The 12,428-nt window shown below is 60.1% G+C and carries 9 protein-coding genes, 2 tRNA genes and 1 rRNA gene; 6 read left to right on the top strand and 6 right to left on the bottom strand.

Annotated features, from left to right (window positions below; translation table 11 throughout):
- Nucleotides 1-6: 6 nt before the first annotated feature.
- Nucleotides 7-435, top strand: a complete 429-nt coding sequence (locus LOY50_RS03600) for a hypothetical protein (RefSeq protein ID WP_253471416.1) — start codon at nucleotides 7-9, stop codon at nucleotides 433-435.
- A 60-nt stretch (nucleotides 436-495) separates the two neighbouring features.
- Here the strand turns inward: LOY50_RS03600 and LOY50_RS03605 are convergent, their stop codons facing one another.
- The 6 genes from LOY50_RS03605 to LOY50_RS03630 form a co-directional block, all read right to left on the bottom strand.
- Nucleotides 496-1,422 (bottom strand): ABC transporter permease, encoded by a 927-nt coding sequence (locus tag LOY50_RS03605; protein ID WP_258690304.1) that lies wholly within the window; start codon nucleotides 1,420-1,422, stop codon nucleotides 496-498.
- The gene (locus LOY50_RS03610; protein WP_003197504.1) at nucleotides 1,422-2,528 is read right to left on the bottom strand and encodes an ABC transporter permease; all 1,107 of its coding nucleotides are present in this window, start codon (nucleotides 2,526-2,528) and stop codon (nucleotides 1,422-1,424) included. Before LOY50_RS03610 ends, LOY50_RS03605 begins: the two co-directional genes overlap by 1 nt.
- 11 nt (nucleotides 2,529-2,539) lie before the next feature.
- Nucleotides 2,540-4,093, bottom strand: a complete 1,554-nt coding sequence (locus LOY50_RS03615) for an ABC transporter ATP-binding protein (RefSeq protein WP_253471422.1) — start codon at nucleotides 4,091-4,093, stop codon at nucleotides 2,540-2,542.
- 532 nt (nucleotides 4,094-4,625) lie between these two features.
- The gene (locus LOY50_RS03620; protein WP_258690305.1) at nucleotides 4,626-5,207 is read right to left on the bottom strand and encodes a YigZ family protein; all 582 of its coding nucleotides are present in this window, start codon (nucleotides 5,205-5,207) and stop codon (nucleotides 4,626-4,628) included.
- Between the two features lie 7 nt (nucleotides 5,208-5,214).
- A complete protein-coding gene (locus LOY50_RS03625) occupies nucleotides 5,215-5,865 on the bottom strand; it encodes a TetR/AcrR family transcriptional regulator (RefSeq protein WP_018605108.1) in 651 nt (216 codons plus the stop codon).
- A gap of 132 nt (nucleotides 5,866-5,997) precedes the next feature.
- Entirely contained in the window at nucleotides 5,998-6,918 is a 921-nt protein-coding gene (locus LOY50_RS03630; protein WP_057451680.1) for a LysR family transcriptional regulator, read from the bottom strand.
- A 122-nt stretch (nucleotides 6,919-7,040) separates the two neighbouring features.
- Here LOY50_RS03630 and LOY50_RS03635 point away from each other — a divergent pair, with 122 nt between their 5' ends.
- The 5 genes from LOY50_RS03635 to LOY50_RS03655 all read left to right on the top strand — a co-directional run bounded on the left by LOY50_RS03635 (nucleotide 7,041) and on the right by LOY50_RS03655 (nucleotide 12,393).
- Nucleotides 7,041-8,390, top strand: a complete 1,350-nt coding sequence (locus LOY50_RS03635) for an aspartate aminotransferase family protein (RefSeq protein ID WP_003197518.1) — start codon at nucleotides 7,041-7,043, stop codon at nucleotides 8,388-8,390.
- A gap of 72 nt (nucleotides 8,391-8,462) precedes the next feature.
- Nucleotides 8,463-9,956: a CoA-acylating methylmalonate-semialdehyde dehydrogenase gene (locus tag LOY50_RS03640; RefSeq protein ID WP_258690306.1), complete on the top strand. Its 1,494-nt coding sequence runs from the start codon at nucleotides 8,463-8,465 to the stop codon at nucleotides 9,954-9,956.
- Between the two features lie 636 nt (nucleotides 9,957-10,592).
- Nucleotides 10,593-12,129 (top strand): 16S ribosomal RNA (locus LOY50_RS03645).
- Nucleotides 12,130-12,210: 81 nt separating this feature from the next.
- Nucleotides 12,211-12,287, top strand: a tRNA-Ile gene (locus LOY50_RS03650).
- Between the two features lie 30 nt (nucleotides 12,288-12,317).
- Nucleotides 12,318-12,393, top strand: a tRNA-Ala gene (locus tag LOY50_RS03655).
- The last annotated feature ends 35 nt before the right edge of the window (nucleotides 12,394-12,428 follow it).

Below are 12,428 nucleotides of genomic sequence, written 5' to 3' on the forward strand. Positions count from 1 at the left end.
AAGTGTATGTGGACTTCGATGCAATACCGGCGGGTGGTGCTTGGCAGCGCCTGGTACGACCTGATCGTGTCGGCCGCGCTGGTCACGCCGTGGAGTTTTGCGGCGTTGCATGGTGTGTTGATGAGCTTGACTCAGCTATTCGACCTGCCTGGAGAACTGCCGCCATTTGCGCCGGCGCATGTGTTGATGGTGAATCTGCTCGGCTCGATTGTCTGCGTGTGGGCGGTGCTGCGGATTCGGGATCCGCAGCCGCTGTACGGGCGTTATGACGCGACGGGGCGGTTTCTGTTTGCAGCCTGGATGCTGTATGCACTGCTTCATGGGGCCAGTGCGGTGTTGTGGGTTTTCCTGGTTTTCGAGGTGGTGTGGGGTTTGGTTCAGGTGTTGCCTGTTCGGGACTCATCGCGAGCAAGCTCGCTCCCACAGGGGGCCTGAGTCGGAACTGCCGGCCGTGTGTGTGCGAGCTTGCTCGCGATAGGCACGCCACGGTCTATCTCAATGCCCCGCCTGCCAAGGCTGCCCCAGGGACACCGGCGCATACAGCCGGGTGCGCACGGCGTCCCGGGATAACAGCACCAGCACCACAATGGTCGCGGCATACGGCAGCATCGCCAGCAGACTCGATGGAATCGCCAGGCCCAGCCCCTGGGCCACCAGGTGCAGGATGCTGGCGAGGCCGAACAGGTAGGCGCCCAGCAGCAGGCGCCACACCCGCCAACTGGCGAACACCACCAGCGCCAGGGCGATCCAGCCGCGCCCGGCGCTCATGTTCTCGGCCCACATCGGCGTGTAGGCCAGCGACAGATAGGCGCCGGCCAACCCGGCCATGGCGCCGCCAAACAAGACCGCCAGGGTTCGCACCCGCAGCACCGGCAGGCCCATGGCACTGGCGGCATCGGGGTTTTCCCCGACGGCCTGGATGATCAACCCGACGCGACTTTTCACAATCATCCACGCCACCAGGGCAAACAGCGCGAAGGACAGGTAAACCAGCAGATCCTGGGCAAACAGCATCCGCCCGATCAGTGGAATGTCATTCAAGTAAGGAATCGCCAGCGGCTCGAACCCGGCCAGCGGTTTGCCGACCCAGGTCGCGCCGACAAAGCTCGACAGGCCCACGCCGAAAATCGTCAGCGCCAGCCCGGTGGCGACCTGATTGGCGTTGAATACCAGCGCCACCAGCGCGAACAACGCCGACAACAGCATGCCGGCAGCCATCGCCAGCAGCACGCCGAGCCAGAGGTTGCCGCTGTTGAACGCGACGATAAAACCGATCACTGCACCGAACAGCATCATGCCTTCCTGGCCCAGGTTGAGAACGCCGCTTTTTTCGCAGACCAATTCACCCAGGGCCACCAGCAGCAACGGCGTGCCGCAGCGGACCATGGCGTAGAAAATATTGCTCAACAGGTCGATATCCATCACAGCGCTCCTGCCTGTACGGCGGTGGTTCGGGTGCGCCGGGCCCAGCGCAGGTTGAGGCGTGGCCGGTACAGAATCAGCACGTCGCAGGCCAACAGGAAAAACAGCATCATCCCCTGGAACAGTTGGGTGATTGCCTGGGGCAGGTTCAGCGACATCTGCGCGCTCTCGCCGCCGATGTACAGCAACGCCATCAACAGGCTGGAAAACAGAATGCCGATGGGATTGAGGCGACCCAGGAACGCCACGGTAATTGCTGCATAGCCGTAGCCCGGCGACACCTGCGGCACCAGCTGACCGATCGGCCCGGTCACTTCGCAGACGCCGGCCAGCCCGGCCAGTGCCCCGCTGATCAACAGCGCCAGCCACACCAACGGCTTCTGGCGAAAACCGGCGAACCCGGCGGCGCGGGCATCGAGGCCCAGCACCTTGATCTGAAAGCCGACGAAGCTTTTCTGCAGCAACACCCACACCGCCACCAGCGCCAGCAGGGCGAAATACAGCCCGGCATGGACCCGCCCATCTTCCAGCAGCAACGGCAGGCGACTGGCCTCGCCGAACATCGCCGACTCCGGGAAGTTGAAACCCGCCGGGTCTTTCAACGGCCCGTGAACGCAAAACAGCAGCAGGTTCAGGGCGATGTAATTGAGCATGATGCTGGTCAGGATCTCGTTGGCGTTGAAGCGCGTGCGCAGCCACGCCGTGAGCCCGGCCCAGGCGGCACCGGCCAGGGTGCCGGTCAGCAGGATCAGCACCAGTGCCCAGCGGCTTTGCATGTCGATGATGTTCACTGCCAAGGCACTGCCGGCCAGGGCGCCCAGCAGCAGTTGGCCTTCAGCGCCGATGTTCCAGATTCGCGCCTGATAGGCCACTGCCAGGCCGAGGGCACACAGCAGGATCGGCAAGGTCTTGACCAGCCATTCGGACACGCCGTACAGGTCGCTGATCGGGGCGATCAACAAGGTGTACAGCGTTTGCAGCGGGTCATGCCCGAGGGCGATGAACAGCAGTGAGCCGCAGGCCAGGGTCAGCACGGCGGCCAAGAGCGGCGAGCACCAGAGCATCAGGCGCGATTGCTGGCCGCGAGGTTCGAGAGAAAGCAGCATGTAGAACTCCGTTAAACCGGCGCGCGGGCAGGGGATTGAGGGGCGTCGAACTGGCCGGCCATCCAGCCGCCGACGTCACTGAGCCGGATCTCGACGGTGGGCCTCAAGGCCGACAGACGCCCGCCGCACAAGGCGCCGAGGCGGTCGCTGATCTGGAACAGTTCGTCCAGGTCTTCGGAGATCACCAGAATCGCCGCGCCTGCATCGCGCAGGGCAATCAGGGCGCGATGGATGGTCGCCGCCGCGCCGACGTCCACTCCCCAGGTCGGGTGAGCGGCCACCAGCAGCTTCGGCTGTTGCAGGATTTCCCGACCGAGAATGAATTTCTGCAGGTTGCCTCCCGAGAGGCTGCGCGCCGGGGTTTTGGTGTCTGGTGTCTTCACGCCAAAGCGACGGATGATCTCCTCGGCCAGGTGTTCGACCTTGCTGCGGCGAATCAGTCCGTGGCTGACCAGGCCCTGTTGGAAAGCGCTGAGCAAGGCGTTATCCGCCAGGCTCAACTGCGGCACGGCGCCATGGCCCAGGCGCTCGGCGGGGACAAAGGCCAGCCCGAGCCGGCGACGGGCGTCGGGGCGTAGATGAGCCACGGGTTGCCCGTCGAATCGGATCGTTTCGCCTTGCTGGCGGGCAAGCGGCGTTTCTCCGCTGAGCAACGCCAGCCATTCATCCTGACCGTTGCCCGCCACCCCGGCGATGCCGACGATTTCGCCGCTGCAGACCTCAAGGTCAATGTCCCGCAACGAGCAGCCGAACGGGTCCGGGTTGTGCCAGGACAGCTTGTTGATCTGCAGGAAGGCTTTGTCTGCGCTGACCTTGGGATAATCCGTGATCAGCCCGGCCGCTTCGCCGACCATCAGTTGCGCCAACTCCCGGTCCGAGCAGTGCGCCGGCGTGCAATGCCCCGACACCCGCCCGCCGCGCAGCACCGTGGCGCTGTGGCACAACGCTCGCACTTCCCCAAGCTTGTGGCTGATAAACAGGATGCTGCAGCCCTCGCTCGCCAGGCGGCGCAGGGTCACGAACAATTCTTCGGCTTCCACGGGCGTGAGCACCGAAGTCGGTTCGTCGAGAATCAGCAGGCGAATGTCCTGCATCAGGCAGCGAATGATCTCCACCCGCTGCCGCTCGCCAATCGACAAGCTGTGGACCAGCCGCTGCGGCTCCAGCGCCATGCCGTAGCGCCTGGAAACCTCGCGGATCCGGGGTTCCAGCTGCGCCGGCGTACCGGCTGCCGGGCCCATAGCCAGGGCAATGTTTTGCGCAACGGTGAGGGTTTCGAACAGCGAGAAATGCTGGAACACCATGCCGATTCCCAGGCTGCGGGCCTGGGCCGGGTTGCGCAGGTTGACGCGCTGGCCTTGCCAGATCACCTCGCCCGAATCGGCGGGGGTGACGCCGTAGATAATCTTCATCAGGGTACTTTTACCCGCACCGTTTTCCCCGAGCAGGGCGTGGATCTCCCCGGGTTGGATGCTCAGGTCGATGGCGTCGTTGGCCAGGCAACCGGGGTAGCGTTTGCTGATGTTGCGCAATTGCAGGCGCGCGATGGAATCGGGGTTGGACATGACAGGCTCGGGCCGATGGACAGGAATGCCTGTGGATAAAGCAATTTCCTGGCCATCAGGTCAGGAAATTGCCTCGACCCGCGTCGCCAAGGCTCTCTGCATGTCGCCTGGGCATCTGCCGCAGGAAAATTCTGCACCGGCTTGGAGCGCACGAGTTTTGCGCAGGCATCGGTTTGCCCTGAAATGGGTGGTTAAAAATTGAGCAAGCGGCTGCGAGCCATGCCCTTCTTGGGGTGGCAGGAGCCATGAACGGGTTATCCACAGGTTGCTCCACAGTTATTGTGTGCAAGCCGGAAACTCGGGCATAAGCACTGCGGGGCTTTCTTCTAAAGGTGATAAACCGCCGCAAGCGTTTGTTTTATGGATGGATTTGTCGGTTCGGCGAGACTTTGGCTGAAAAATGAGCAACTCTCTGAAACCCGCATGACAGAAGGGTTACAGAGGGATGTGCTCAGGTTATCCACAGTCGGGTACACAGTGGATGTGGGCAAGTTGAACGATTGCGGGGCGCCCTGAAAGGTCGCAGGTTGTCTCAACGTGCCAGCAGGATCCGGCCACGGCTCAGGTCGGCGAGGTGCGTTTGCAATGTTTCGATCTGCGCTTCGCCCACGGCCAGTTGAAGGTCGACGCCATTGGACGTAAAGCGTTCTTCATTGACCAACCCGCCGCATTCGGCGACGCGCAGTTTCACCAGGGCCAGTTCGGCGAATCCACAGGAACAGCGCAACGCCACGCGACTGATCAATTCGATTTTCTCGGCGTTTTGCAGGCATTTGTTCGCACCGCCGCCATAAGCCCGGGCCAGCCCGCCCGTGCCCAGTTGAATCCCGCCGTACCAACGGATCACCAGCACCGCGACCTGGTCGCAGGCTTGTGCTTCGATCGCGGCCAGGATCGGCCGCCCGGCGGTGCCTCCCGGCTCGCCATCGTCGTTGCTGCGGTATTGGTCGCCGAGTTTCCAGGCCCAGCAATTGTGCGAGGCATTCAGGTCGCTGTGCTGGTCGATAAAGGCCTGGGCGTCGGCGGGGCTGGTGATGGGCGCGGCGAACGTGATGAAGCGGCTTTTGCGAATTTCTTCGCGGTATTCGCAAAAGCCGGCAAGGGTAAAGGGCATGGCGATCTTAGAGGGCAGGTGTCAGGCCGCAGCCCTTGAGAATGATGCGGATCAGGTTGTCGCCAGCCTCGACCATGTCCTGCTTGGTCAACTTGCTGCGCCCGGTCACGCGACAGATCTGGGTGGCGAAGTCGGCGTAATGCTGGGTACTGCCCCACAACAGGAAAATCAGGTGAACCGGGTCGATCGGGTCCATCTTGCCGGCATCGATCCAGGCCTGGAATACGGCCGCCCGACCATTGAACCAGGCGCGATAATCCTGGTTGAAATACTCGCTCAGGCATTCGCCACCACTGATCACTTCCATGGCAAACAACCGCGACGCCTGGGGTTGGCGACGAGAGAACTCCATCTTGGCGCGGATATAGCGGGTCAAGGCTTCGGCCGGATCATCCTCGGCCGTGAGGGTATTGAAGGTGCTGTCCCACAATTCGATGATGTTGCTCAGCACCGCCACGTACAAGCCGAGCTTGTTGGTGAAGTAGTAATGCAGGTTCGCCTTGGGCAGCCCGGCCTTGAGGGCGATGGCATTCATGCTGGTGCCTTTGAACCCGTGACGGGCGAATTCATCTTCGGCAGCCTTGAGGATCGTCTCTTCATTCTTTTGACGAATGCGACTGGTGGGTTTGCCACCGTGGGCAGGGACTTCAAAGGTCATGGGCGTTTCCGGGCTGGGTCTGTGGGCAAGCAAATGCGTTGATAGCGCACCGGCATCAATCCGACAAGTGCCATCACACTAAAAGCCCGACTAAACACCTGTGGGAGCGAGCAAGCTCGCTCCCACAGGGGATCAGCGGGTGGCGGCGAGGCTTTCGAGAAAACTCTCCAGCACCAGGTGAGGCCGACGCCCCTTGCGCGTGACCGACGCCAGGCTCAGGTCATAGAACCGTGCGGAGGGCTTCAAGGCGCGCAGCCGACCTTGCTGGACCCAGAGGCTGGCGTAGTGATCGGGCAGGTAACCGATGTAGCGTCCGGTGAGGATCAGGAACGCCATGCCTTCGCGGTCCGATGCGCTCGCGGTGCAATTGAGCGCCTGGTAATGGGCCTGTATTTCGGCTGGCAGGCGGAAGGTCGGCGCGATGGCGTCCTGGCTGTTGAGGCGAGCGTCCTCGAGTTGCTGGTCATCGACATAAAACAGCGGATGCCCGACCGCGCAGTACAGCAGCGATCGTTCGCTATACAGCGGTTGATATTCCAGCCCGGACAGGGCACTGGCCTGGGGAACTACGCCAACATGCAAGCGCCCGTCGAGCACGCCTTGCTCGACTTCGTTGGGGGCGATCATGCGAATCTGGATCTGCACGTCGGGCCCGCGTTCTTTCAATTGCGCCAAGGCATGGGTGATGCGCATGTGGGGCAGGGTGACCAGGTTGTCGGTCAGGCCGATGGTCAATTCACCGCGCAAATGCTGGTGCAGGCCGTTGACCTCGGTGCGAAAGCTTTCCAGTGCGCTCAATAACTGCAACGCCGATTGGTACACCTCGCGACCTTCCTCGGTCAGGGAAAAGCCCGCGCGCCCACGCTGGCACAGACGCAGGCCGAGACGTTGCTCGAGATCGCTCATCTGCTGGCTGATGGCCGAGCGGCCGATGCCAAGCACGGTTTCAGCGGCGGAAAATCCACCACATTCCACTACGCTGCGGAAGATGCGCAGCAGGCGAATATCAAAGTCGCTGACCTGGGCCAGTGGATCGGGGCGACGAACGCTCATAGTTTAGTGATCCACCGACTGAAGGTTACAAAAGTTGGATTTCACCGACTTTATCGCCGTGGCAACTTAGCTGCAAGAACGCTTTCGATTCCCTGTCGCTTATGACCTGCGAGGTTTTGTCGATGAACATGCCCGAACACGCTGCCGGTTCCCTGGCCAGCCAGCTCAAGCTGGATGCCCACTGGATGCCTTACACCGCCAACCGCAATTTCCAGCGCGATCCGCGCCTGATCGTCGCTGCCGAAGGCAGTTGGCTGGTGGATGACAAGGGGCGCAAGGTGTACGACTCGCTGTCGGGCCTGTGGACATGCGGTGCCGGGCACACCCGCAAGGAAATCCAGGAAGCGGTCGCCAAGCAACTGGGCACCCTCGATTATTCGCCGGGGTTCCAGTACGGCCATCCGCTGTCGTTCCAACTGGCGGAAAAAATCACCAGCCTGACCCCGGGCAATCTCAATCATGTGTTCTTTACCGACTCCGGCTCCGAGTGCGCCGATACCGCGGTGAAGATGGTCCGCGCCTACTGGCGTCTCAAGGGCCAGGCGACCAAGACCAAGATGATTGGTCGTGCCCGTGGCTATCACGGCGTGAACATCGCCGGCACCAGCCTCGGCGGTGTCAACGGCAACCGCAAACTGTTCGGCCAGGCCATGATGGACGTCGACCACTTGCCTCACACCTTGCTGGCCAGCAATGCCTATTCCCGTGGCATGCCAAAAGAGGGTGGCATCGCCTTGGCCGATGAGTTGCTGAAGCTGATCGAACTGCACGATGCGTCCAACATCGCTGCGGTGTTCGTCGAACCGATGGCGGGTTCGGCCGGCGTGCTGGTGCCGCCTGAGGGTTACCTCAAGCGCCTGCGGGAAATCTGCGACCAGCACAGCATTCTCCTGGTGTTCGACGAAGTGATCACCGGTTTCGGCCGCACCGGTTCGATGTTCGGTGCCGACAGCTTTGGCGTGACCCCGGACCTGATGTGCATCGCCAAGCAAGTCACCAATGGCGCGATCCCCATGGGGGCGGTGATTGCCAGCTCCGAGATCTACCAGACGTTCATGAACCAGCCGACGCCCGAGTACGCGGTGGAATTTCCCCACGGCTACACCTACTCGGCACACCCGGTGGCGTGTGCGGCTGGCTTGGCGGCGCTGGACCTGCTGCAGAAGGAAAACCTGGTACAGAGCGTGGCCGAGATCGCCCCGCATTTCGAGAATGCATTGCACGGCTTGAAGGGCGCGAAGAACGTCATCGACATTCGCAACTATGGCCTGGCCGGCGCGATCCAGATCGCCGGGCGCGACGGCGATGCCATCGTGCGTCCGTTCGAGGCCGGCATGGCGTTGTGGAAAGCCGGGTTCTATGTGCGCTTCGGCGGCGACACCCTGCAGTTCGGGCCAACGTTCAACAGCAAGCCGCAGGACCTGGATCGCCTGTTCGATGCGGTCGGTGAAGTGCTGAACAAGCTCGACTGATACGTCCTTCTATATAGCTTTCGATAACGGGCGTCCGGTCACGGGCGCCTGTGGATAATTCTGGAGTCCCCCATGAGCCTCACCCCGCATTTGATCAATGGCGAACTGCTGAGCGACAGCGCTCGCACCGCCGATGTGTTCAACCCGTCCACTGGCCAGGCCATCCATAAAGTACCGTTGGCTGATCGCGCGACCATCCAGCAGGCCATCGACGCCGCGAAGGCGGCTTTCCCGGCCTGGCGCAATACACCGGCGGCCAAGCGCGGGCAGGTGATGTTTCGTTTCAAGCAACTGCTGGAGCAGAACGAGTCGCGCATCGCGCAGTTGATCAGTGAAGAACACGGCAAGACGTTGGAAGACGCGGCCGGTGAGCTCAAGCGTGGCATCGAAAACGTCGAGTTCGCCTGTGCGGCACCAGAAATCCTGAAAGGCGAATACAGCCGTAACGTAGGACCGAACATCGACGCCTGGTCAGACTTCCAGCCTCTGGGCGTGGTGGCGGGCATCACGCCGTTCAACTTTCCGGCGATGGTGCCGCTGTGGATGTATCCGCTGGCGATCGTTTGCGGTAACTGCTTTATTCTCAAGCCGTCCGAGCGTGACCCGAGTTCGACGTTGCTGATCGCCCAGTTGTTGTTGGAAGCCGGTTTGCCCAAGGGCGTATTGAGCGTGGTGCACGGCGACAAGGCTGCGGTGGACGCGCTGATCGAAGCGCCGGAAGTGAAGGCGCTGAGTTTTGTTGGTTCAACGCCGATTGCCGAATACATCTATGCCGAGGGCACTCGGCGCGGCAAACGTGTCCAGGCGCTGGGTGGGGCGAAGAACCATGCGGTGCTGATGCCGGATGCGGACCTGGACAATGCCGTCAGCGCACTGATGGGCGCGGCGTACGGCTCGTGCGGTGAACGCTGCATGGCGATTTCGGTGGCGGTGTGTGTCGGCGACCAGGTGGCGGATGCATTGGTCTCCAAGCTGGTGCCGCAGATCAAGGCGCTGAAGATTGGCGCCGGCACGTCTTGCGGGCTGGATATGGGGCCGTTGGTGACCGGTCAGCATCGGGACAAGGTCAGCGGCTATATAGAAGACGGTGTGGCGGCGGGTGCTTCGCTGGTGGTCGATGGCCGAGGCTTGAGTGTGACCGGGCATGAGGAAGGTTTCTTCCTGGGTGGCTGCCTGTTTGATCGCGTGACTCCTGAGATGCGCATCTATAAGGAAGAGATCTTCGGGCCAGTGCTGTGCATCGTCCGGGTCAATAGCCTGGAAGAGGCGATGCAGTTGATCAACGATCACGAGTATGGCAACGGCACCTGCATCTTCACTCGCGATGGCGAGGCGGCGCGGTTGTTCTGCGATGAGATCGAAGTCGGCATGGTGGGCGTCAACGTTCCATTGCCGGTGCCGGTTGCCTATCACAGCTTTGGCGGCTGGAAGCGCTCGCTGTTCGGTGACTTGCACGCCTACGGCCCGGACGGCGTGCGTTTCTATACCCGTCGCAAAGCTATTACCCAGCGTTGGCCGCAGCGTGCCAGCCATGAGGCTTCGCAGTTTGCGTTCCCCAGCTTGTAACCGGTAAGTGAAGAGGCCGGCGCCCTTGGGCGCCGGCCTGTGTGTTTGCGGGGCTTTTTGACTGATGTGACAGAATTGTGAAAAAAGGTGTTGACGGCAGATTCTGGAAGTCTATAATTCGCCCCACTTCCGGCGCAGTCGAAACGGAAAACTCCTTGAGATTCAATGAGTTAAGTAAGTTTCGAAGGTGTTGGGCTTCAGTTCATCGAAGCCCGGAAGGAGTAGGTAGAGCGGTGTTGTTTGGCTCTATCGGCGGTTCGATCTTCTCGGTCGAAAGCGGTGAAAAAGAGGTGTTGACAGCAGCGAGTAACGCTGTAGAATTCGCCTCCCGCTAACGAGAGATCGGAAGCGCAAGTGGTTGAAGTTGTTGATGTTTCCGAAGCGAAACTTTGAAAGCTTCTGAAAATAACCGCTTGACAGATGCACGGGGCGCTGTAGAATGCGCGCCTCGGTTGAGACGAAAGACTCAGCCAACCGCTCTTTAACAACTGAATCAAGCAATTCGTGTGGGTGCTTGTGGAGTCAGACTGCTAGTCAACAGATTATCAGCATCACAAGTTACTCCGCGAGAAATCAAAGATGTAACCAACGATTGCTGAGCCAAGTTTAGGGTTTTCTCAAAACCCAAAGATGTTTGAACTGAAGAGTTTGATCATGGCTCAGATTGAACGCTGGCGGCAGGCCTAACACATGCAAGTCGAGCGGTAGAGAGGTGCTTGCACCTCTTGAGAGCGGCGGACGGGTGAGTAATGCCTAGGAATCTGCCTGGTAGTGGGGGATAACGCTCGGAAACGGACGCTAATACCGCATACGTCCTACGGGAGAAAGCAGGGGACCTTCGGGCCTTGCGCTATCAGATGAGCCTAGGTCGGATTAGCTAGTTGGTGGGGTAATGGCTCACCAAGGCGACGATCCGTAACTGGTCTGAGAGGATGATCAGTCACACTGGAACTGAGACACGGTCCAGACTCCTACGGGAGGCAGCAGTGGGGAATATTGGACAATGGGCGAAAGCCTGATCCAGCCATGCCGCGTGTGTGAAGAAGGTCTTCGGATTGTAAAGCACTTTAAGTTGGGAGGAAGGGCATTAACCTAATACGTTAGTGTTTTGACGTTACCGACAGAATAAGCACCGGCTAACTCTGTGCCAGCAGCCGCGGTAATACAGAGGGTGCAAGCGTTAATCGGAATTACTGGGCGTAAAGCGCGCGTAGGTGGTTCGTTAAGTTGGATGTGAAATCCCCGGGCTCAACCTGGGAACTGCATTCAAAACTGTCGAGCTAGAGTATGGTAGAGGGTGGTGGAATTTCCTGTGTAGCGGTGAAATGCGTAGATATAGGAAGGAACACCAGTGGCGAAGGCGACCACCTGGACTGATACTGACACTGAGGTGCGAAAGCGTGGGGAGCAAACAGGATTAGATACCCTGGTAGTCCACGCCGTAAACGATGTCAACTAGCCGTTGGGAGCCTTGAGCTCTTAGTGGCGCAGCTAACGCATTAAGTTGACCGCCTGGGGAGTACGGCCGCAAGGTTAAAACTCAAATGAATTGACGGGGGCCCGCACAAGCGGTGGAGCATGTGGTTTAATTCGAAGCAACGCGAAGAACCTTACCAGGCCTTGACATCCAATGAACTTTCCAGAGATGGATTGGTGCCTTCGGGAACATTGAGACAGGTGCTGCATGGCTGTCGTCAGCTCGTGTCGTGAGATGTTGGGTTAAGTCCCGTAACGAGCGCAACCCTTGTCCTTAGTTACCAGCACGTAATGGTGGGCACTCTAAGGAGACTGCCGGTGACAAACCGGAGGAAGGTGGGGATGACGTCAAGTCATCATGGCCCTTACGGCCTGGGCTACACACGTGCTACAATGGTCGGTACAGAGGGTTGCCAAGCCGCGAGGTGGAGCTAATCCCACAAAACCGATCGTAGTCCGGATCGCAGTCTGCAACTCGACTGCGTGAAGTCGGAATCGCTAGTAATCGCGAATCAGAATGTCGCGGTGAATACGTTCCCGGGCCTTGTACACACCGCCCGTCACACCATGGGAGTGGGTTGCACCAGAAGTAGCTAGTCTAACCTTCGGGGGGACGGTTACCACGGTGTGATTCATGACTGGGGTGAAGTCGTAACAAGGTAGCCGTAGGGGAACCTGCGGCTGGATCACCTCCTTAATCGACGACCGCAGCTGCTTCATGAGCTCCCACACGAATTGCTTGATTCATTGAAGAAGACGAAAGAAGCAGCCCGAAATTGGGTCTGTAGCTCAGTTGGTTAGAGCGCACCCCTGATAAGGGTGAGGTCGGCAGTTCGAATCTGCCCAGACCCACCAATTTTGTGTGGGAAACGCCTGTAGAAATACGGGGCCATAGCTCAGCTGGGAGAGCGCCTGCCTTGCACGCAGGAGGTCAGCGGTTCGATCCCGCTTGGCTCCACCACTACTGCTTCGATTGTATAAAGCTTAGAAATGAGC

This window comes from Pseudomonas sp. B21-010, from assembly GCF_024749325.1.
GTDB classification, from domain to species: domain Bacteria; phylum Pseudomonadota; class Gammaproteobacteria; order Pseudomonadales; family Pseudomonadaceae; genus Aquipseudomonas; species Aquipseudomonas kilonensis.

Bases quoted from the DNA above. Each gene is read 5' to 3' on its own strand.
- LOY50_RS03600 (WP_253471416.1), top strand. From the start codon at position 7: ATGTGGACTTCGATGCAATACCGGCGGGTGGTGCTTGGCAGCGCCTGG.
- LOY50_RS03605 (WP_258690304.1), bottom strand. From the start codon at position 1,422: ATGGATATCGACCTGTTGAGCAATATTTTCTACGCCATGGTCCGCTGC.
- LOY50_RS03610 (WP_003197504.1), bottom strand. From the start codon at position 2,528: ATGCTGCTTTCTCTCGAACCTCGCGGCCAGCAATCGCGCCTGATGCTC.
- LOY50_RS03615 (WP_253471422.1), bottom strand. From the start codon at position 4,093: ATGTCCAACCCCGATTCCATCGCGCGCCTGCAATTGCGCAACATCAGC.
- LOY50_RS03620 (WP_258690305.1), bottom strand. From the start codon at position 5,207: ATGCCCTTTACCCTTGCCGGCTTTTGCGAATACCGCGAAGAAATTCGC.
- LOY50_RS03625 (WP_018605108.1), bottom strand. From the start codon at position 5,865: ATGACCTTTGAAGTCCCTGCCCACGGTGGCAAACCCACCAGTCGCATT.
- LOY50_RS03630 (WP_057451680.1), bottom strand. From the start codon at position 6,918: ATGAGCGTTCGTCGCCCCGATCCACTGGCCCAGGTCAGCGACTTTGAT.
- LOY50_RS03635 (WP_003197518.1), top strand. From the start codon at position 7,041: ATGAACATGCCCGAACACGCTGCCGGTTCCCTGGCCAGCCAGCTCAAG.
- LOY50_RS03640 (WP_258690306.1), top strand. From the start codon at position 8,463: ATGAGCCTCACCCCGCATTTGATCAATGGCGAACTGCTGAGCGACAGC.